Source organism: Pilosibacter sp. YYHA0881 (assembly GCF_051602715.1).
GTDB classification, from domain to species: domain Bacteria; phylum Bacillota; class Clostridia; order Lachnospirales; family Lachnospiraceae; genus Alitiscatomonas; species Alitiscatomonas aceti.
Window position 1 is genome coordinate 1,408,637 of record NZ_CP175657.1, and the last position, 21,364, is coordinate 1,430,000.

17 protein-coding genes, 1 tRNA gene and 1 rRNA gene (1 of these 19 only partly in view) are annotated in these 21,364 nt (G+C 53.4%); 3 read left to right on the forward strand and 16 right to left on the reverse strand.

What is annotated here, in order from left to right:
* Positions 1 to 155 precede the first annotated feature (155 nt).
* The 9 genes from ACI6NM_RS06605 to ACI6NM_RS06645 form a co-directional block, all read right to left on the reverse strand.
* The gene (locus tag ACI6NM_RS06605; RefSeq protein WP_262427437.1) at positions 156 to 1,574 is read right to left on the reverse strand and encodes an extracellular solute-binding protein; all 1,419 of its coding nucleotides are present in this window, start codon (positions 1,572 to 1,574) and stop codon (positions 156 to 158) included.
* A gap of 52 nt (positions 1,575 to 1,626) precedes the next feature.
* Positions 1,627 to 2,478, reverse strand: a complete 852-nt coding sequence (locus ACI6NM_RS06610) for a carbohydrate ABC transporter permease (protein ID WP_262427436.1) — start codon at positions 2,476 to 2,478, stop codon at positions 1,627 to 1,629.
* Between the two features lie 6 nt (positions 2,479 to 2,484).
* Positions 2,485 to 3,405: a carbohydrate ABC transporter permease gene (locus tag ACI6NM_RS06615; RefSeq protein WP_262427435.1), complete on the reverse strand. Its 921-nt coding sequence runs from the start codon at positions 3,403 to 3,405 to the stop codon at positions 2,485 to 2,487.
* The gene (locus ACI6NM_RS06620; protein ID WP_262427434.1) at positions 3,402 to 4,442 is read right to left on the reverse strand and encodes an ABC transporter ATP-binding protein; all 1,041 of its coding nucleotides are present in this window, start codon (positions 4,440 to 4,442) and stop codon (positions 3,402 to 3,404) included. Before ACI6NM_RS06620 ends, ACI6NM_RS06615 begins: the two co-directional genes overlap by 4 nt.
* A 15-nt stretch (positions 4,443 to 4,457) precedes the next feature.
* Positions 4,458 to 5,009 carry a CD3072 family TudS-related putative desulfidase gene (locus ACI6NM_RS06625; RefSeq protein ID WP_262427433.1) on the reverse strand — a complete coding sequence of 184 codons (552 nt, stop codon included), beginning with the start codon at positions 5,007 to 5,009 and terminating at the stop codon, positions 4,458 to 4,460.
* Positions 4,945 to 5,856: an HAD family hydrolase gene (locus tag ACI6NM_RS06630; protein ID WP_262427432.1), complete on the reverse strand. Its 912-nt coding sequence runs from the start codon at positions 5,854 to 5,856 to the stop codon at positions 4,945 to 4,947. The genes ACI6NM_RS06625 and ACI6NM_RS06630 overlap by 65 nt, the downstream gene beginning before the upstream one ends.
* 192 nt (positions 5,857 to 6,048) lie before the next feature.
* Positions 6,049 to 6,891, reverse strand: a complete 843-nt coding sequence (locus ACI6NM_RS06635; RefSeq protein WP_262427431.1) for an undecaprenyl-diphosphate phosphatase — start codon at positions 6,889 to 6,891, stop codon at positions 6,049 to 6,051.
* 2 nt (positions 6,892 to 6,893) lie between these two features.
* Positions 6,894 to 7,574 (reverse strand): uracil-DNA glycosylase, encoded by a 681-nt coding sequence (locus ACI6NM_RS06640; RefSeq protein ID WP_215653330.1) that lies wholly within the window; start codon positions 7,572 to 7,574, stop codon positions 6,894 to 6,896.
* On the reverse strand, positions 7,558 to 8,088 hold the full coding sequence (locus ACI6NM_RS06645) for a hypothetical protein (RefSeq protein ID WP_158358418.1): 531 nt from the start codon (positions 8,086 to 8,088) through the stop codon (positions 7,558 to 7,560). Before ACI6NM_RS06645 ends, ACI6NM_RS06640 begins: the two co-directional genes overlap by 17 nt.
* A gap of 167 nt (positions 8,089 to 8,255) precedes the next feature.
* Here ACI6NM_RS06645 and ACI6NM_RS06650 point away from each other — a divergent pair, with 167 nt between their 5' ends.
* Entirely contained in the window at positions 8,256 to 9,464 is a 1,209-nt protein-coding gene (locus ACI6NM_RS06650) for a class I SAM-dependent rRNA methyltransferase (protein ID WP_316451112.1), read from the forward strand.
* 83 nt (positions 9,465 to 9,547) lie between these two features.
* Here ACI6NM_RS06650 and ACI6NM_RS06655 read toward each other — a convergent pair whose 3' ends face one another.
* From ACI6NM_RS06655 to ACI6NM_RS06675, 5 genes are all read right to left on the reverse strand, one after another.
* The gene (locus ACI6NM_RS06655; RefSeq protein ID WP_262427429.1) at positions 9,548 to 9,979 is read right to left on the reverse strand and encodes a hypothetical protein; all 432 of its coding nucleotides are present in this window, start codon (positions 9,977 to 9,979) and stop codon (positions 9,548 to 9,550) included.
* Between the two features lie 52 nt (positions 9,980 to 10,031).
* Entirely contained in the window at positions 10,032 to 11,174 is a 1,143-nt protein-coding gene (locus ACI6NM_RS06660) for a YibE/F family protein (RefSeq protein ID WP_158358421.1), read from the reverse strand.
* Positions 11,175 to 11,190: 16 nt separating this feature from the next.
* Positions 11,191 to 12,756 (reverse strand): purple acid phosphatase family protein, encoded by a 1,566-nt coding sequence (locus ACI6NM_RS06665; protein WP_215653334.1) that lies wholly within the window; start codon positions 12,754 to 12,756, stop codon positions 11,191 to 11,193.
* A gap of 151 nt (positions 12,757 to 12,907) precedes the next feature.
* The gene (locus ACI6NM_RS06670; RefSeq protein WP_262427428.1) at positions 12,908 to 16,624 is read right to left on the reverse strand and encodes a DEAD/DEAH box helicase; all 3,717 of its coding nucleotides are present in this window, start codon (positions 16,622 to 16,624) and stop codon (positions 12,908 to 12,910) included.
* Positions 16,625 to 16,639: 15 nt separating this feature from the next.
* The gene (locus tag ACI6NM_RS06675) at positions 16,640 to 17,866 is read right to left on the reverse strand and encodes a Zn-dependent hydrolase (RefSeq protein WP_262427427.1); all 1,227 of its coding nucleotides are present in this window, start codon (positions 17,864 to 17,866) and stop codon (positions 16,640 to 16,642) included.
* 205 nt (positions 17,867 to 18,071) lie between these two features.
* Here ACI6NM_RS06675 and ACI6NM_RS06680 point away from each other — a divergent pair, with 205 nt between their 5' ends.
* Both ACI6NM_RS06680 and ACI6NM_RS06685 read left to right on the forward strand, forming a co-directional pair.
* Complete coding sequence (locus ACI6NM_RS06680) at positions 18,072 to 18,413, forward strand: arsenate reductase family protein (protein WP_022274516.1); 342 nt, start codon at positions 18,072 to 18,074, stop codon at positions 18,411 to 18,413.
* A gap of 12 nt (positions 18,414 to 18,425) precedes the next feature.
* Positions 18,426 to 19,049 (forward strand): class I SAM-dependent methyltransferase, encoded by a 624-nt coding sequence (locus ACI6NM_RS06685; protein ID WP_262427426.1) that lies wholly within the window; start codon positions 18,426 to 18,428, stop codon positions 19,047 to 19,049.
* A gap of 130 nt (positions 19,050 to 19,179) precedes the next feature.
* On the opposite strand, the gene ACI6NM_RS06690 is transcribed toward ACI6NM_RS06685, so the two are convergent.
* Positions 19,180 to 19,251, reverse strand: a tRNA-Gly gene (locus ACI6NM_RS06690).
* A gap of 75 nt (positions 19,252 to 19,326) precedes the next feature.
* Positions 19,327 to 21,364, reverse strand: a 23S ribosomal RNA gene (locus ACI6NM_RS06695) (it continues 850 nt past the right edge of the window).

Sequence of the window (21,364 nt, forward strand, 5' to 3'; positions counted from 1 at the left end):
TGATCTCCTTGTTTATGTAAGAGAGTTTACCAGAGATTTGTGATAAAATTGTGATAACTTTTCAAGGGAATTGTGAAACGATAGGCAAAAAAATGCCGCGGGCGGACGGGAGCTTAAAAGCTTCCTTCCCCGCGGCATCCCTGCCTGCAGTGTATTTATTTAGCCGGGAATAAGGCCTCTGCCTCTTTGGCCAGGTCCTTTACTGCGTCCTGGGGAGCCAGATCTCTTGCCTGGATCACCTGGGAATACGCATTCCTCACGATGCTGTTCCACTCTGACGTATATAAAGACATAGACGGTGCGGAAGCATCCTTGACCTGTTCATAGGAGATCTTGTAGCCGATGTGATTCTCGTCTGCCCAGAAATCCTTTAATGTATCAGTTTCCACCGAGGAATATGTGGTTGGAAGCACACCTGTTTCGATGTGGTTGGCCGCAACCTGCTGGTCAGACATGAGGAATTTCACAAATTCCCAGGCTGCTGCGATCTCCTGATCTGTATGGTCCTTGCCGATGATCCCAACGGAGCCTCCGCCCAGCGGCGCGCTGTAACCGCCGTAGCCTACGGTACGGGCCATTCCAAGATCGATCCCAGCCTCCTTGGCTTTCCCCATAATAGAGGTAGCCCGGTTGGAGCTGGAAACGAAAGCCGCCAGCTTCCCATTATAGAAAGCTTCCTGCATCGCAGAGCTGGCTCCTGAAAGCGCCGGGATCTCACACCATCCCTCTTCCGTCCAGGTATGCCAGTCTGTCAGGAACTTTTCCATGGTTCCATCGGTCACGCAGGAGGCTCCCAGGCCGTCGGCGTCCATAAAGCCAACCTGGTTCAAAGAGGCCAGGAGATAGTGCTGGTAATAGGTGGGCTCGATGGTATAACCGATCCCCTTTACCTCCCCATTGGAATCGTCATATATTTTCTTTGCATACTCATTCAGTTCCTCCAAAGATTCCGGGGCGTGATCCAGTCCAGCCTTTCCGTACAGGTCTTTATTATAATACAGAATGGCGGTTCCTCTCGTATACGGCATGGCAACGATCTGATCCTCATAATAAACATAATCGGTCAGCTCCTTCACCACGTTTTCCATATCAAATCCGTCTCGCTCCACATAGGGGGTCATGTCTGCCAGAACGCCCTCTGAGGCAAACAGCGGAATTCCGTTGCAGGACAGATCTGCAAGCTCCGGAGCCTCTCCGGCCGCAATGGCTGTCTCCACAGCCGCCTGGACATCATCCAGATACCCCTGGGCAACCTCTTCCACCGTAATGCCGTACTCATTGGTACTGTTGAACTCCTCGATGGATTTCTGCAGCCATGCCAGGTCAGTATCGGAGGTCCTGTCGTGCCAGAATGTAATGGTGATCGGCTCTGGTACCTTTGCCGGTCCCTCTGCGCTGGCTTCTGCCGCTTTTGCAACCTCCGTCGTTTTCTCCTCTGCCGCTGTGGTCTCTGCCGCTGTTGTTTCTGCAGCTGCCGTACCTGCCGCAGTCTCCGCCGTTTCCTTGCTGCCGCATGCGGCCAGGGACATTCCGGCAAAACCGATCACTGCTGCTGCCATAAGCTTCTTTTTCATCGTTCCTTCTCCTTTATATGATAATATACACCCCGTGTATGGAATGTCTTGCTTACTTGCTCCCTTTATAGCCCAATGATTTTAGGATCTGACTGCTCAGAGCCAGGAACAGGACCAGGACCGGAAGCACCACCAGTGTATTGGCTGCCATCAGGATTGGCCATTCAAGACCCTGATTGGCATCCTGAAGTCTCTGCATTGCCAGTGTAACCGGCCGGATCTTATCGGAATTAGTCATGACCAGAGGCCAGAAATAAGAATTCCAGGTACTGATAAAGCTGAACATTTCCGCGGTCAGAATGCTGGACCGGGACATGGGGAGCACGATCCTCGTCATGATCGTAAACTCTCCCGCATTATCCATTCTGGCAGCCTCCACCAGCTCCTCCGGAACCTGCATAAACGACTGGCGCATGAGAAAGATCCCATAGGCGTTGGCCGCAAAGGGAAGAATCTGGGGCCACAAGGTCTTTAAGAGCCGAACCTTTGAAAAAAGGATATAAACCGGAATAAAAGTGATCTGGGTGGGAATCATAAAGGCCAGCATCACCAGAGCCCAAAAAAACCGTTTCCCTCTGAACTCGTATCGGGCAAATCCGTAAGCCGCCGGGATATTGATAAAAAGTTGGAGCACCACCACGCTGACTGCCACGATCACAGAGTTCTTCAAATAGTAAAGAATATCGATCCTCTGCCCCACGTCCCGGAACGCGTCCATTGTCCATGTTTCCGGCCACAAAGTCGGGGGAAACAGGATCGACTCCCCATAGGTCTTAAAGGCAGTGGTGACCATCCAATAAAATGGGAATAAAAAAAATACCGCCATTACAGCTTTAAAAACAAAGGAAAACGCCTTAAGGACCGCCGCCCTGATACGATAGTACCCATTTTTCTTTCTTTTCATGTTATCTTACTGATAATATACCTTTCTTCCCAGCATGCGGAAATATACAAATGTCAGGATCATCAGGATCACAAGGAGAACGGTTCCCGCCGCCGACGCGTAACCGACACGGGCGTTCATCTCAAACGCATACCGGTAAATATATGTAACTAGCACGTCCGTAGCATTCCCTGGTCCGCCTCCAGTCATTACCTGGATCGTATCAAACACTTTAAACGAACTGATGGTAATGGTGATCAGCAGAAAAAACAGCTGCGGCGAGATCATAGGAAGCGTGATCCGGAAAAATTTCCTCACTGGAGATGTATTGTCAAGCTCCGCTGCCTCCAGGATCTCCGGAGGGATCGTCCGCACTGAGGCCAGGACAATGATCAGATAATATCCAAGGCTCTTCCATACAGCCACTGCTGCCACACAGAACAAAGCAATGTGGGAATCATTGAGCCACCGGGACAGGGGGAGACCGAACATGGCCAGCATGGCATTCAGGATCCCGCTGTCATCATTATACATCCAGGACCAGATATACGCACAGGACACCATAGAAATCAGATATGGGGTGAACATACTCTTCTGCAGGAAACGGTTCACCAGGCTGTCCCTCTCCAGCCACATGGCAAAGAGCACTGCCAGCAAAAGACTCAGCACAACCACGGTTCCCGTGTAAACGGCAGTATTGGACAGCGCTTCCCAAAAATCCGTCTTTACAAAGAACAGCACCTTATAATTGCCCAATCCCGCAAATTTCTTCTTTCCGATCAGATTGTAATCAAAAAAGCTCAGATATACCAGATCCGCCAATGGATAGAATACAAAGACAGCCATAAGTGCCATGGCCGGCCCTATGAGGGCATACGGCGTAAATCGGCTTACTCCTCTCTTCTTCTCGGCATTCTCGTTTCTCTCTTCTTTTTTCATACGGCTCATACCGCTCTTCCCTCCGCCAGTTCCAACAGCCGGGCCATGTCCTTCCGGATCCGCTTCCCCTGACAGTCGAAAAAGTACAGATCCTCCCGATCCGAGAAAATCTCTGCCATATCTCCGGCCCGGAAGGAAAGCTCCTGGCTGCGGACCATAACCACTCCCTCTGGGATCTGGATTTTATACTGGACTTCTGCCCCCAGCAGCTCCCGGGTAAGGATCTTTCCGCGGCGGCGGAAGCCTGTTTTTTCCCTGCCTGCGTTTAACTTCACCCGCTCCGGCCTGAATCCGATGGAGCCCGCCTGTCCCGGCAGTTCCAGGATATTGGCTGGAGGCATTCCGATAAACTGGGCCGTAAAGATATTGTCCGGATCATGATAGATCACCTCCGGCGCTGCCTGCTGCATGATGGTCCCCTGGTCCATCAGCACGATCTGGTCCGCCATCGCCATGGATTCCATCTGATCATGGGTCACATAAATAAACGTGGTTTTCAGCTGCTCATGCAGCTGGATCAATTCACTCCGCATGGCCAGACGGAGCTTGGCATCCAGATTGGAAAGCGGCTCATCCATCAGAAATACCGCCGGTTCCTTAACCATGGCCCTGGCCAGGGCCACCCTCTGTCTCTGGCCTCCGGAAAGCTCCGAGGGTCTCCTCCCCAGATACTCCTTAAGCCCCACCGTCTCCGCGACCCGCTCGACCCGCTCGGTCCGCTCTTTTTTCGGCACCTTATTGTTTTTTAGGCAGAATTCAATATTTTCCCGTACAGACATGGTCGGATAGATCGCATAATTCTGAAAGACCATGGCCACATTCCGTTTTCCCGGAGGAACGTCAGAAATATCCTCCCCATCCATATAGATCTTTCCGGAGGTGGCCGGACCGATCCCAGCGATCATCCTTAAAAGTGTTGTCTTTCCACAGCCGGACGGGCCCAGGAGCACGGTAAAGGAGCCATCCTGGATCGTCAGGTTTAAATGTTCAATGATCTTCGCAGACCCAAATGATTTCGATACGTTTTCCAGACGGATCTCAGCCATCCCGTTCCTCCATCCTTATTTTTTCAGCAGTTCCAGCGCCCGCTGCGGCTCCCTGGCAAACAGGCCCTCCATCGGCAGCTCCAGTCCATTCTCTGACAGCATCTCACCGAGAACCTCCATTAGGACTCCTTGGCCCTTTTCCAGTCTTACGTCCTTTAAAACCGGCTCCAGATCTCTTCCTCCAAATTCTCCGCCCCACTGGCCCCGGCAGGTATACCGGACTCCGCAGCTGGGGCTGCCATCAATTCCCAGAATCCCCAGAATCCGGAACCGTTCTTTATCTGCCATATATTCCTTAAGCTGCTGCACCACCGGCTCCAGAAGCTCCCGGCACCGGCTTCGATAGAAGGTATTGTCAAACTGCTCATAGGTATGCCCCCAGCGCAGAGATCCATACATCACAAACTCTGGGCATGGCAGCTGTAAAAGCTGGACCCCGGAGTCCACAGCCTCCCTCAGGACCTCTCTGCGGAGCTGTTCCTCACTCCGGACCGATTCTTCCTTAAACCGCTCCACCTTTGACGCAGTGTTCAAAAGGCAATGACTGACGATCAGTATTTTCTGCATGGTCTTCCCATTCCTCCATAAATAATGCGACACCGTTTTCCAAATTGCTCCGGATCACACGGTCAGCCGCTTCTTTCAACGCTTCACATCCATTGGATACTGCATATGCCTCATCACAGGCCTCAAAAAGCGGCAGGTCATTGACCCCGTCCCCAAAGCCGATCAGATAGTCCGCTCCGCACATCTTCTTCAATCTTAAAGCAGCCGACCGTTTGGATGCCTCTCCGCTGAAAATCTCCAGACACCAGCAGCTGTCCCGGTAAATATCCTTATAAAAATCCAATGTCAGACCTGGCGTACGGCCCAAAGCCTTAGCCATCTGTTCCAGCCTGCCGGGCTCCCGGTCCATGTAAAGACCATACACCATCGGACGCTCCACGGCTCCTGTCCTATCCCGGTCCCCGAAGCCGTTCCGGATCCCCAGACACGCCTCCAGCCTTTCCAGATCAAAATATCCCTCCCAGAGTTCTCCCGCTTCCGGATCCAGCTCCATACACAGCGTCTCTGTACCGTCGGAAGTCTTTTCCACAGCCAGAAGAAGGCCGGTAAGCCCCGCCTTTTTCTCCTCCTCTATGACCTGACGCCGTTTTTCCTTTCCTACTGCCTGATACCAGAGGATCCTCCGTTTTTCCAGATCGTACAGCATACATCCGTTCAACAGGATCGCCGGGATCCTAAGCCTCAGAGGCTCCAGGATAAAGGCCGCCGAAAGAGGCGTTCTGGCGGAAGCAACGGTAAAGAGTACTCCCTTTTCCTCCAGCCGCTTCAGGATCTCCACGCTCTTTTCCGGGACACAGCCTTTTTCATCCAGCAGCGTGCCATCCAGATCCGATATAAAAATCTTCAAAGCGTCTCCTTGTTTATTTACATAAACTCTATACAAAAATTACATTTATTTTACAATCCAATGCTCATTATACGCCAGTCCTCTTTCATATTCCAATTCAAAATAACTATATGTCCTCAGCTGGTTTAATAAAAAAGCAATAGGATGGCATAAAAAAACTGCGGAGCCTTCGGTGCCCCGCAGTCTGTATTTTTATGAAAGTCCCATCACTGCCATTACCCCAAAATATGCCAGAACGATCACACCCAGGATAATGCGGTAATAACCAAAGAAACGGAAATCGTGCTTCTTCACATATCCCATAAGGAACTTGATGGAATACATGGATACGGCAAAGGCGATAACCATGCCGGCCAGCAGGAAGAAAAACTCCATACCAGAAAAATCCAGGCCATAATGGAGGATCTTTAACAGGCTGGCCCCGAACATCACCGGGATCCCCAGGAAGAAGGTAAATTCCGCAGAAGCCGTTCTGGAGCAGCCTAACAGCATGGCCCCCAGGATCGTAGCGCCGGACCGTGAGGTTCCCGGGATCAGGGCCAGAAGCTGGAACAGGCCGATATAAAGAGCTGTCCGGTAGCTGATCTGGGAAACCTTTTTAATGGGAAAGTCCACATACTCATTATGCTTTTCCAGGACAATGAAAAGGATCCCATAGATGATCAGCATGGCCGCCACCACATAGGGGTTATACAGGTATGTGTCCAGGACCTCGTCCAGCAGGAGACCCACCACAGCTGCCGGAAGACAGGCGATGAGGATCTTGATCCACAGATGCCAGGTGGCAAGCTGCTGGTTTTTCTTCTTTCCCGGGGCCCATGGGTTCAGACGATTGAAGTAAAGGACCACCACAGCCATAATGGCTCCCAGCTGGATCACCACCCGGAATACCTTCATAAATTCTGCCGACGCGTTCAGATGGACGATGTTCTCCACCAGGATCAGATGGCCGGTGCTGCTGATGGGAAGCCATTCTGTAAAGCCCTCCACCAGACCGAATACGACGATCTTCAGGAATTCGATAAAATTGCTCATATTTACTCTCCTATATTCTCAATCTGCCAGTCAATGGGAGCAAGGCCGTGGGCCGTGAGGAATTTATTGGTCCGGCTGAAGGGACGGCTCCCGAAAAATCCGCGGTACGCCGACAGGGGACTGGGATGGGGAGCTTCTAAGATCAGATGGGCCGGATTGTTTAACATGGCCTTTTTCATCTGGGCCGGTTTTCCCCATAAAATAAACACCATGGGCCTGTCCTGTTCATTCAGTACTCGGATGGCAGCGTCGGTAAACGCCTCCCAGCCGATGTCCTTGTGGGAATGGGCCGCATGGGCCCGGACCGTCAGCACCGTATTCAGAAGAAGCACGCCCTGGTCGGCCCATTTCTTCAGATATCCGTTATTGGGGATATAGCAGCCGCAGTCCTCATGGAGCTCCTTATAAATATTCACCAGGGACGGCGGCGTATCCACCTCCGGCCTCACGGAAAAGCAGAGGCCGTGGGCCTGGCCCGGTTCATGGTAGGGATCCTGTCCCAGGATCACCACCTTCACATCCTTCAATGGCGTAAATGCGAAGGCGTTGAAAATATCGTCCGGAGCCGGGTATACCTCCCTGGTCTCATACTCATGCTTCACTGTCTCGTACAGCTTCCTGTAATAGGGCTTTTTAAATTCCTCGCTCATGGGCCCCAGCCAGTCGTTACTGATCGCTGCCATGCTCTTCCTCCCCAAAGCCTTCCATGAATCCCACAGAATCCGCCTTTACGGCGGCGGCTTTTTCCTTCAGTTCTTCGGTGATCTGATAAAAAGTTTTGTGGACACGGTACAGGCGTGCCTTCCGGTTGATGGCTGCCGTCCGCTCAAAGGGCCACCGGATCAGGGACGGATGGGCAAAGCCCTCTCCCAGCTCCAGGAGCACCGTAGTCCTGTTTAAAGTCCCGGCCAGCCAGCCGGTATAACCATTCCATTGCTCCTCCGTTAAAGATACGTCCAAAGGGGCCACCATATGCTCCTTTTCAAAACCTCTGTCCTCCATCTCCCCCAGAGTCAGTGTGGATATGATAAAAGCATCCTTCCCCTCTAAAAGCTCTCTCAGGGCTTTTGAGGCTCTCCGGATCTGCTCCTCCCGGTCTTCATCCCCGCGCTTCCACTCTGCGCCGATCCCCACCAGGATCTTTTCCGCCTTCCGGACCTCTTCCTGTATCTCCTTTCGGATCTCACTGTTATCCATAGCCGTCTCCTATCTCATAAGTGAACTAAGTATACCATAAAATCCGGTCCCTGTGAACCACCCTTTGTCGAAAGCCGGGGAGGACCTCCCCAGCCACTTGCATTTTCTGCCGGATTCCGCTATACTTTTACCATAAAATGCCGGAATACAGAAAGGATCCAATGCATATGGAAAAAACATCCGCGTCCGTTTATATAAAAAAAGGCCAGGGCCGGGCTTTAAAAGCCGGAGGACTCTGGATCTATGACAACGAGATCGACCGTACCGAAGGGGAATTTGAGAACGGGGACATGGTCAATGTCTTCGATTTTGACGGTTATCCCCTGGGATGCGGCTTTATCAATACCCGCTCCACCATCACCATCCGCATGATGTCCAGAAAGCCCCACACAGTGGTGGACGAGGACTTTATTGAAATGCGGGTACGGAACGCCTGGGAATACAGAAAATCCACTGTGGACACAGGAAGCTGCCGGCTGGTCTTCGGGGAAGCTGACTTCCTTCCCGGGATCGTCATTGACAAGTTCTCCGACGTGCTGGTGGTGGAATCCCTGGCCCTGGGCATCGACCGGTGGAAGCCAGTGATCCTGGAAAAGCTGAAAAAGGTCCTGGCCGAGGACGGAATCTCCATCCGCGGCGTCTATGAACGGAGCGACGCCAGGGTCCGCCTCCAGGAGGGCATGGAACGGTTCAAGGGCTTCATCGGAGACTCCTTTGATACAAAGGTGGAGATCGTGGAAAACGGCGTCCGGTATATGGTAGATGTCCAGGACGGCCAGAAGACCGGCTTCTTCCTGGACCAGAAATATAACCGGCTGGCGATCCAGCGGCTTTGTAAAGGAAAACGTGTTCTGGACTGCTTTACCCACACCGGCTCCTTTGCCTTAAACGCCGGGATCGCCGGTGCCTCGGAGGTCCTTGGGGTGGATGCCTCCGAGCTTGGCGTGGCCCAGGCTGCCGAAAACGCGGCCTTAAACGGTCTGTCGGACCGGGTCCGCTTTGTGGCCGCCGACGTGTTCGACCTGCTTCCGGAGCTGGAGCGCCAGGGAGAAAAATTCGATGTGGTGATCCTGGATCCCCCTGCCTTTACCAAATCCAGGAATTCCGTCAAAAATGCTGTCAAGGGTTACAGGGAGATCAACCTCAGAGGCATGAAGTTAGTAAAGGACGGCGGCTATCTGGCCACCTGCTCCTGCTCCCACTTTATGACCCCGGAGCTCTTTGCAAAGACCATCCGGGAGGCCGCAGGGAACGTCCACAAGCGTCTGCGCCAGGTGGAATACAGGACCCAGGCCGCTGATCATCCCATCCTCTGGGGCGACAGTGAATCCTCATACTTAAAGTTTTTCATTTTCCAGGTGTGCGACGAAAAATAAGCGGCCGGCAGATAAGCCGGAATATGTACGGGCGCTGGAAACGGGACACCATATGGCGCAGCCCGCTTCCAGCGCCCGTATTTTTACAGATAGGCCTTCATTTCATCCCTGAGGGCTTCCTCTGTCCGGATCAGACGGTCCGCCAGGTCCATGCTTTCCCTGGAGGCTCCCGCATACTGGTTCCGGAAGCCGCAGATAGACTGGATCCCCATGCTGCAGCCGTCCATGAGGATCTTTGCCGCCTGTCGGTTATCGTCCTTCATGAGCATTTTCATCCCGGTGGACATACGGGAAAACGCCGCCGCCATCATCTCTGGCTCCTTCCCGCCCTCTCCCAGGCTTTTTAACTGCTTATATGCCTCTTCCTCCATGGCCTGGTGCTTTTTCTCATACCCATCTATGGTATTTTTCAGTTTCTGGTCCGACACGTAGCCCTTGATCTGGGCCATGCTGTCCAGAGCCATCTTGCAGCCGGAATCACATTCTTTTAAAAGGCACACCGTATGATCTCTCATGTTCCATCTCCTCCTTCATTCATAAACAGCTCCATACTCAGTATGCGCCGTCTCAGGAAAGAATATGCCGCTCGTGTTTTTTCTTTCGTTTTTTCAAAAGAAGAGCATTGATATAAGCGGCAACAGGCACTGTAAAGATCACTCCCAAAGTGGCCGATATGCCCTGGATGATCTCAATGCCGATGGAATACATATTGATGGTCTGGTTTAAGCTGTAACCGTAAGCATAAATAAATATCAGCGTGTTGATGGAGGTTCCTGTAAATGCCAGGATCAGCGTATTGGACATGGTCCCCATCATATCGCGCCCCACATGGATCCCGGACCGGAACAGCTCCTTAAAGCCCAGCTCCGGTGCCCGGGCGGCCACCTCATGGACAGCGGAGCTGACCGACATGGCCACATCCATGATGGCTCCCAGGGCCGAGATCAGGATCCCTGCGTACAAAAGCTCTCCCACCTTGATGTCGGTCATCTGGGCCACATATTCCAGCTGCTCGATGTCCGACACGTTATATCCGCTGATTCCTGCCAGACGTCCAAAAGCCGCCGCCAGCGATCCCGAAAGCATGACCCCCAGGATCGTAGCCAGAATGGCCGCTGCGGTCTTTGTGGACCTGCCGCCGATGAGATACATGGTCACAACTGTGGTCAGGGCCGCCACCAGCATGGAGGCTCCGATGGGCGAAGCTCCCCGGTAGATCATGGGGATGAACATGAAAATGATGCACAGGAAGGTAAAGATCAGACCGATGGCTGAATTTAATCCCTGTCTGCCTCCGATGGCCCAGACGGAGATCAGGAATAAGGCTACGATCCCGTAAAGTACCAGGCTCCGGTCCTGGCTGTATACAGTGACATACAGCTCCTCTCCGCTTTCGTTGACGGCCGCAATGACCCTCATGCCAGGCCTGCAATGGGCTCCGTACAGGTAACTGGAGGAGCTGACGGCCTCCACCGTTTCCCCCTTTCTGCTTCCGGAGTCCAGGACCAGCAGGACCTTCTGCTGCCCCACATACTGGCCGCTTTCCTGCTCATTATCCTCTAAGACCTCCAGGACTCTGGCCTTTTCAAAGGACCGTCCCTGGGTTCCGTAAAGCTCCGTCCGCTCGGTCTTTCCAAGAAGGAAAAGAATAAATCCGAACACAGCCACGAAAGCCAGGGCCGCAAGCTGCCGTTTCCTCACACTTCCCATACGTTCCTCTCCCCGGTTATTTTGTCTTCACGATGCGGACCTGCTCATCGATCTTTTCGTTGGTATCGGTCCGGTAGGTGTTGATGGTAAAGGACTCGCTGTCAATGTCCACCACTGAATAGGTGGGCACGTCCTCCTGCCATCTGCTTGCAATGTACGTCTGCTTTCTGGGAGTAAGATCATAATATTTACTGCCTGAGGAGGAGCCGGCCGTCATATAGAGAATCCCTTCCGGGTCCACAGACTCCCTCTTCTTTGATACGATGGCATCAGTGTCCATCACTGCCGCCAGGTACTGGAGATACGTGATCTCATCTGGATCCACCGTATTCTTTTTAATGTTTAAAGGCGCTGTAAACAGAATCTCCTTGCTGTCTCCATTGTCGATATCCTTTTCCAGCTGTGCCTCAAAGGAATCGTCGTCGTACTCAAAGCTCTTTTTTCCGCCCTCCAGAAGATACGTTCTGGAATATGCATGGTCATGGCCTGTGAGTACCACGTCCACATCGTTCTCCTCAAAAATGGGGACCAGCTCGTAGCGGAGGTTTGTGATCTCCGGTTCATTGGAATGCTCGGCAGAACCATAAATGTCCTGGTGAAGGGTCACGATCCTCCATTTACAGTCTGCATTGGCCTTTATGGTCTCCTCCATGAACTGTCTGTGCTCTGCCACATTGGTATCCTGGGTATTTAACATCATGAACAGGGCGTCTCCATAACGGAAGCTGTAATCTCCGCCCACAATGCCGTTGGAGCCCAGGGTACTCAGGTTGGGAACATTGAAATGCCAGGTGTAGTTGGCATTGTCCGCGTCATGGTTGCCCACGGTCGTGGCCACCGGAAGGGACTTTAATACCTCCGGGCTTAAATATCCGGCGTACTCGATCTCGCTGACGGTCCCGTCCTTCACCTTTTTGGCATTGGTCTGGATCTGATCTCCGGCGGAAAGTACAAAGGCAGGATCGCTGCCGGCCTTTTCCACTGCCAGCTCCAGGGTATGGTTCCAGTTGAAACTGTCGCTCATGACCGATTCATACTGGGCCGTCTTAAAAGTATCCTTTAAAATGTCCTCTGGCTTTTTGGCCTTTTCCTCATTGGAGGAGCCGATCTGCGGGTCTCCCACAAAGATGAAGCTGAAGGAATCCGGATCCCTTGTCTCCAGCCTGCTGACCGCTTTTCCGCCTGCCTGGTAGTAATAGACAGAGCCCGGCTCCAGCCCCGTGAGCGTCACCTTGTTGGACTGATAGCCCTCCTGGGCGTCTGTGCTCTTTACCTCTGCATCCGTTCCGTCGGACAGGTCTGCCTGCTTTCCATACCGGAAGCCGGCATCCTCCCCCTTTCTGGAATACCAGGCAAAATTCATCTGAGTCTCGTCTGCGCCGGGGGTGATGGAAACCTGGGTCCAGTCGCCGCTTAACTCCTTCCACCGTTCCTTCCACGCATCGTAAGCGCCTCCCTGGGCTGCCTCTGTGTCCTGCGCCAGGGTTTTTCCATCCGGAGCCGCACCGCCAAAGGCCGGGAAGGTCTGACAGGCCAGGACTGCCGCCAGGGCTGCCGCCATAATACTCTTTTTTCTGATCATCAATTCATCCTCCTCATAGCATGATAATACAAAAACTCTTTTTTCCGGCCCCAATATAGCATCGGAAAAAAGAGTTTTCAATAGGACTTACGAATCTTTAAGCGGAGTATTTCCAAAGTTTTACATAGATTTTAGGGAGGTTTTCCCCGGTTTACGTCTGGATCTCCAGAAGCCTCAGCATATCTTCCCTGGTCATGGGAGCCGCCTGCTCCGTTCCCTGTCCGATGATCCGGTCTGCCAGCTCCCGTTTTGTCTCCTGAAGCTCCAGGACCTTTTCCTCAATGGAATCCTTGGTGATCAGCTTGTAAACCGTCACATTTTTCTGCTGACCGATCCGGTGGGCACGGTCTGTGGCCTGGTTCTGGGCCGCCAGGTTCCACCAGGGATCGTAATGGACCACCATATCCGCTCCTGTCAGATTTAATCCCACTCCCCCGGCCTTTAAGGAGATCAGGAATACTGGGACCGCTCCCCCATTGAAGGCATTTACCAGCTGGAGCCTCTTCTCCTTGGGCGTAGCTCCAGTGATCATAAAGTGCTCCACATGTTCTCCATCCAGTCTGGAGCTTAAAATATCCAGCATGGAGGTAAACTGTGAGAACACCAGAAGACGGTGCCCTCCGTCCACAGCGCTCTGGACCAGCTCCATGCATGCGTCCGTTTTGGCTGTCTCGTCTCCATAATCCTCAAAGCACAGGGCAGGGTCGCAGCAGATCTGGCGGAGCCTGGTCAGCTCTGTCAGGACCTGGAACCGGCTGTTATTAAATTCCTCCTCACTCTGATGGTCCAGGAGGGATCTCAGATGGATGGCCTGGCCGTCGTACAGCTTCCTCTGCTTTCCTGTCATCTGTACATACCGGACCTCCTCCGTCTTTTCCGGCAGGTCCCGGAGCACATCCTGCTTCAGCCGCCGCAGGATAAAGGGCCCCACCATTCTCTGGAGCCGCTCCATGGCCTCCTGGTCATTGTTTTTCACCACCGGGATCTCAAATTCCCGCCGGAAGGTATCGTAGCCATACAAAAAGCCCGGCATCAGATAATCAAAAATGCTCCAAAGCTCGCTGAGCCGGTTCTCAATGGGCGTTCCCGTAAGGGCAAACCGGAAACGGCTTTTGATCACCTTCACCGCCTTCGCCGCCGCAGTGGTATGATTCTTGATGTACTGGGCCTCATCCAGGACCTGATACAGAAACTCCCGTCCCTCGTAAAGGGCCGCATCCCGTTTCAAAAGATCATAGGAGGTGATGAGCACGTCCGAGTGAACGGATTCCTCCAGCCTTTTCTGACGCTCTGCCTGGGTGCCTGCCGCCAGCGTCACCTTTAATTCCGGGGCAAATTTTTTAAATTCCTCTCCCCAGTTGAATACCAGGGATGCCGGGGTGACGATCAGGGACGTGCCTGTCTTTCCCTCCAGCTTTGCAGCCAGAAGGACCGCGATCATCTGGAGCGTTTTTCCCAGTCCCATATCGTCGGCCAGGATCCCGCCAAAGTTCCAGCTTTCCAATGTCCTCAGCCACCGGTACCCGTTTTTCTGATACTGGCGCATGGTGGCGGAAAGGCTTTCCGGCTCTTCAAAATCCGCGTCCTTTATGGTCTTAAAGCTCTTTACGATCTGCTTGAAATGACTGTCCCTTTTACTGTAAACGTCCTCGTGCTCCTCCAAAAGCCGGTCCAGATACAGCGCCCGGTAAACCGGCAGATGCATATTTCCCCGGATCATTTCCTTCGGCGTAAGCCTTAGTGCCGCCGCCATTTCCTCCAGCATTCCGACAGAGGATTCCTCCATGCGGACAAAGGTTCCGTTTTTCAGGCGGTGATATTTCTTTTTCTGCCGGTAGCTGTGCAGAAGATCCACCAGCTCCTCCGGCGGAATGTCTCCCGTGTCGATCTTCAGATCCAGCATTCCGCTGGAAACCGATACGCCCACAGCGGTCTGCACCCGCCGGACCACATGACAGCCGCGGAACCGGTCCGTACACAGCACTTCCCCCAGGGAAGCAAGTGCAGCGACTCCGTTCTCCGCCACCTGGTACATGACCTCCTCGTCTCCACCGCAGGAAAACTCCTCCTTCTGCGGAACCTCCACAGGAAACCGTCGCTTCACCTCCAGGGCGATCCCCGCCTCCTCCGCCAGAGAGCGGAAGGGTTCCATAAGATCCTGTCCGTTTTCTATGCACCGGACCGCCTCCACGGGAGAATATTCCTGATTCCCGTACCGGACCACCGGTCGGCAGACAAAATCTCCCCCCTCCGCATCCAGATAAAACTGGTATTCTCCCCGGGGCGGCAGAAAGGAGCGGATCAGCTCCCCGTCCTTCTCTGCCACCTGGGCGATCTCCCTGAACCTGGGCAGGATCATATGGTAAAATTCAGCCAGCCTGTTCCTTCCCACAAAAAAACGGAAGCTTCCGTCCATAGAAACGTCAGCCAGACGCTCCAGACCGTCTGAAAGCTCCCCGCTCTGCCGGTACAGCCCGTCCGCCTCAATAAAATATGCTGTGTCCATACCGTAAAAGAGCTCCGGCATGGTCCCGCTGACCTGGACCCCGTCGAATTTTTCCGCCGGACCAGGTTTTCCGCCAGCGTACCTGGGTTCTATTTCCACCTGGATCCTGGGACTTCCCGTTCTGGCATACAGCACCTGCTTCTTCTTTCCATGATCCCTGTCCTCCGCTTCCACGCCAGACGGACCCATAAGCTCATAGAACTGGTCCAGCCGCCAGCCAAACAGCTCCAGGAGCATTCCCACAGAGGGTCTGTTTCCGGAAAACCGCCAGGAATCCTCCATCCGGTCCGCAAAGCGCACCTCCTCCTGAACGATCCTGTTCACAAACTCCAGCCATGGGAGAGAACCTTCGGTAAAATTTTCCCTTTTATGGCTGAGGACTGTTGACGAGCCATAAACGGCCTCCTCGCCATTTTTCACATGCTCACAGAATTCTTCCAGATTTTTGACCACAAACATCCGTCCGGCCCCTGTTTTAAAGGACACATACAGCTTTTTATCCTTCTGGATCAGCCTGGGCTCCAGGCGCATGGGATCCGCCGGCCCTTTTGTCTGCTTCATGAGCTTTCCCCACAGGGTACTCTCAATAATGTACTGTCCGGCGGCATCTGTCATATCTCCAATGTTATGGTCCTTCAAATACTCTTCCAGCAGCAGAGCGAGCCCTGCGGTATATTTGCACCGGCAGTCCCCTGAATATTGGCGGTAGCTGCGCGCACACTCCGGACAGCCGCATTCGGCCCGCAGGGCCTCATCACTGGAAAAGACCAGGCGGACCGGAAAGTAAGATTTCCTCCCCCTCTCCGTTTCCCCAATGGCGGATGCCTGGCCGAGGACCTGGCCTCCGCTCCTCTCAAAGCCCTTGCCCACCTGCTCCAGCCGGAGCCGTCCACCGGAAATGGCCTTTCTTCCTCCTGTCTCTGCCTCTGTAGAAAGCTTCAGAGACTTACGGATCTGGTCTCCATGAAAGTATCGGTAGCCCTGGAGCATTCTGATCGCTTTCTTTTCGTCCTCGGCGCTGCCCCGGTCTGTCTCCGCTCCATCCAGATGGGAGTATGCCGCGGCTTTCTCCTGCTCCGCCCTGCTTTTCTTTTCCTCTTCTGCCTTTTCCTGCTCCGCCGCATACAGCACCGCCGCCATATGGGCGCACTTTCCCCGTCCTCTTCCCACAGCGCAGCTGCATTCTGTCCGCACCGGGATCCCGTGGTCCATGGATATTTTCACCTCATACCGCTCCCGGCCCAGGACCGCCGCGCTGTATTCATTTTCGTTCACAGACAGATCCCGGATCCGGCCATTCTCCAGAAGCTCCCGGCCCTTTTTCCTGGTATTCTGTGGGAATAATTCCTCCCATTTTTCCATATCTCTCATCCTCGTCTATTTTATCGCTGCAGCTGCTGCGCCCATCTGCTCCAGTCCCTTTTCATCCAGCTCCAGCACAGTCTCATACAGCACGTCCGCCCCCAGATCCACATGATGCGGCGCTGTGTATTCTTCTCCCTGGTGGCTGATCCCCTTCACGCTGGGGACAAAGATCATGCCAATGGGAACGCCCGCCTGGGCCATGGGGTTCGCGTCATGGAACGCCCCGCTGGGCATGATCATATGGCGGATATTCTTTTTCTCACAGACCTGGTCAATGAGCCGGATCAGCCGCGGATCACAGGGAGTCGAATATTTCGCTGCGGAATTGCTGAACTCAAAGGTACAATCCGGGATCTCCTCCGCCATTCTTTTTATGTCCGCGAACAGCTGATCCGTCATGGTCTTATCCATATGGCGCATTTCAAAGGTGGCCTCCGCCTGGCCCGGTATCACATTCTCCTGGCCAGGAAGCACGGAGAGCTTCCCTACTGTGAAGACCAGCGTATCGTTCAGCTCCCTGGCCCGCTTTTCCGCCCCGACGATCAGCTTCGCCATGCCTGTCAGGGCGTCTTTCCGGCTGTCCATCATAGTGGTTCCCGCGTGATTGCTCATGCCCCTGGCCGTCACATCGTATCGGACAACGCTGACGATCCCGCTGACGACTCCGATATCCGTACCCGAAGCATCCAGCCTGCCGCCCTGTTCAATATGATACTCCAGATAGCATTTATAATCTTCCAGATCCCGTCGGACGCTTCGGACAATCTCTGGACTTAATCCAAATTTCTCCAGCTTTTCCTTATAGCCCGGCACGTCCGGATCGATCTTTCCGGTCACACAGCGGCTTCCAAAGGTCCCCCCGAGAACACTGGATTCTTCCATATTGAACCCCCAGATTTCCAGGGAATGACGGAGCCTGCGCCCCTCCTCCCTTAACCGCGCGGCTGCCTCTATTGCCCCGGCCACACCCAGCATCCCGTCGTATAGTCCTCCCCTGATGACTGTATCCAAATGGGAGCCAATGGCAATGATGCCAGCCTTGGGATCCGTTCCTGGCAGGATGCCGTGGAGATTCCCCACCAGGTCCGTTTCCGTGCGCATCCCCAGCTCCTCCATCTTCTCCTTTAACAGCTCCAGGGCCTGGAAATATTCCCTGGAGAATCCCACCCGGGTAATGGAGCCATCTCCATTCCTCCCAATACTGCCCGCCTGGTGAAGCAATTCGTTCAATCTGCTCATGTTCCCTTTTCCTCCATGGTTGCCATAATCTGTTTCCAATATATCCTCGCCCAGTCTGTTTGTCAATGACAATCCGTCTGCCTGACACTGGCTATCCCTCCTCCAGGCCCTAAAATCATCCATTCTTCTATGTTTCCATGGCGTATTTCCGCTTCCGTATGCTATACTGGAGCTGTGAATCAGTAAAGAAAGGCAGATTACATTTATGAACATTCAGATTTTTGGGACGAAAAAAGATTTTGAAACGAAAAAGGCAGAACGCTATTTTAAAGAACGCGGGATCCGGTACCAGTTCATCGACATGAAGGAAAAGGGGTTGAGCAAGGGCGAATTTCTATCTGTTCTCCAGGCCGTCGGCGGATATGAAAAGCTGATCGACCCCAAATGCAAAGACAGAGACCTCCTGGCTCTGATCACCTATCTTGCCGAAGAGGACCGGACAGACAAAATATTTGAAAATCAGCGGATCATAAAAACACCCATTGTACGCAATCAGAGACAGGCGACGGTTGGATGCCAACCGGAAGTATGGAAGACCTGGAAATAATGGAGGTACACCATGAAGAACAACCAGACCGGTGAGCTGCCGGAAGTCCGGTGGGACCGTCTCCTTCGCATTAAGACTGCTGGAAGAGATGATTCCAGCGCCGATCAGTACCGGTATCCCTATGAGCCCACGCCCTATTCCGTTCTGGAACGCCTGGCTGGATCCGGCTGGATCCGGAAGGGGAATATTCTGCTGGACTATGGCTGCGGCAAGGGACGGGTCGGGCTTTTTCTGTCCTGCCAGACCCGCTGCCGCTCCATTGGCGTCGAATATGATCCGCGCATTTATGAAAAAGCTCTGGAGAACCAAAGTTCCTGTGTATCCTCTGGAAGATCCTCCTTTGTCCTGGCCAATGCCGAACATTATGCCGTTCCCGCCTCCGTCGACCGGGTTTACTTTTTCAACCCATTTTCCCTGGAACTTCTCCAAAAGGTCATGGCCCGGATCCTGGACTCCTATTATGAGCATCCGCGGTCTATACTGCTGTTCTTTTATTATCCTTCAGACAGCTATCTCTCATATCTGACCTCTGTTCCAGAGATGGAGTTTCTCGATGAAATTCCATGCGGAGACCTGTTTCCAGGAAATGATCCCCGGGAGACCATCATGATCTTTGAGCTTCCGTATCCGATGTAGGATACGGACTCAATGTGTGTTTGTGCTTAGACACTCCTGTGGGGACCTTGGACCTGGGCGTCAGCCCTGCGGGGGCGGAGACTGTCTCGTGCTTTCAGACTCTTTTTTATCTTTTTCTGCAAATAAAAAAAGCACGAGACGGGATTCGAACCCGCGACCCTCGCCTTGGCAAGGCGATACTCCACCACTGAGCCACTCGTGCATTTCTTCCTTTATCCTGTTTTTCGCGTACCTTCAAAACCACATACTGAACTTCCGAAACCTTTAAACAGCCTTTCTGGATAAGCCCTCGACCGATTAGTGACAGTCAGCTCCGTACATTGCTGCACTTCCACCTCTGCCCTATCTACCTCGTCGTCTTCAAGGGGTCTTACTTCTTCCGAATGGGATATCTCATCTTGAGGGGGGCTTCACGCTTAGATGCCTTCAGCGTTTATCCCGTCCGGACTTGGCTACCCGGCCGTGAGCCTAGCGGCTCAACCGGTGCACCAGCGGTCCGTCCATCCCGGTCCTCTCGTACTAAGGACAGCTCCTCTCAGATATCCTGCGCCCACGCCGGATAGGGACCGAACTGTCTCACGACGTTCTGAACCCAGCTCGCGTACCGCTTTAATGGGCGAACAGCCCAACCCTTGGGACCTACTCCAGCCCCAGGATGCGATGAGCCGACATCGAGGTGCCAAACCACTCCGTCGATGTGAACTCTTGGGAGTGATAAGCCTGTTATCCCCAGGGTAGCTTTTATCCGTTGAGCGATGGCAATCCCACTTTCATACCACCGGATCACTAAGTCCTAGTTTCCTACCTGCCCGACCCGTCGGTCTCGCAGTCAAGCTCCCTTCTGCCTTTGCACTCTGCGAATGGTTTCCAACCATTCTGAGGGAACCTTTGAGCGCCTCCGATACCCTTTCGGAGGCGACCGCCCCAGTCAAACTCCCCGCCTGACATTGTCCCCCAGCCAGGTCATGGCTGCAGGTTAGAAACCCAGTGACGCAGGGGTGGTATCCCAACAGCGGCTCCACAGAAACCGGAGTTCCTGTCTCGTAGCCTCCCACCTATCCTGTGCATGCATCACCGAATCCCAGTATCAAGCTGGAGTAAAGCTCCATGGGGTCTTTCCGTCCTGGCGCAGGTAACCAGCATCTTCACTGGTATTTCAATTTCACCGGGTGCATTGTCGAGACAGCGCTCAAATCATTACGCCTTTCGTGCGGGTCGGAACTTACCCGACAAGGAATTTCGCTACCTTAGGACCGTTATAGTTACGGCCGCCGTTTACTGGGGCTTCAATTCAAAGCTTCGGTTTCCCTGACCTCTCCTCTTAACCTTCCAGCACCGGGCAGGCGTCAGCCCATATACCTCACCTTTCGGTTTCGCATAGACCTGTGTTTTTGCTAAACAGTTGCTTGAGCCTATTCTCTGCGGCCGGATCTCTCCGGCACCCCTTCTCCCGAAGTTACGGGGTCATTTTGCCGAGTTCCTTAACAATGCTTCTCCCGCCGGCCTTAGGATTCTCTCCTCATCCACCTGTGTCGGTTTACGGTACGGGCACATGGTACACAATAGCGGCTTTTCTCGGCAGCCGGAATCGCACACTTCCCTACTTATGTTCGGTCCGCGTCACAGATTCGGATCATGAAACGGATTTGCCAGTCCCACTCCTACCCTGCTTGCCCGGGGCTCTGTTCCCCGGATGTGCTGTCCTTCTGCGTCCCCACAGTTCTGATACCATGCGGTACAGGAATCTGGACCTGTTGTCCATCGGCTACGCACTTAAGCCTCGCCTTAGGCCCCGACTTACCCAGGGCAGATCAGCTTTACCCTGGAAACCTTGGATATTCGGCCTGGAGGATTCCCACCTCCATCTCGCTACTCATTCCGGCATTCTCTCTTCTTAAAAGTCCACAGCTCCTTACCGGTACTGCTTCGCTCCTTTAAGAATGCTCCTCTACCAATGACTTACGTCATTCCTGAGCTTCGGTGACGTGTTTCAGCCCCGGACATTTTCGGCGCAGGACCTCTCGACTAGTGAGCTATTACGCACTCTTTGAATGTGTGGCTGCTTCTGAGCCAACATCCTAGTTGTCTTTGAAATCCCACATCCTTTTCCACTTAACACGCACTTTGGGACCTTAGCTGCAGGTCTGGGCTCTTTCCCTTTCGACGACCCAACTTATCTCGTGCCGTCTGACTCCCGGTCATCATCTCTGTGGCATTCGGAGTTTGATATTCTTCGGTAGGCTTTGACGCCCCCTAGGAAATTCAGTGCTCTACCTCCACGAGACTAAACCGAGGCTAGCCCTAAAGCTATTTCG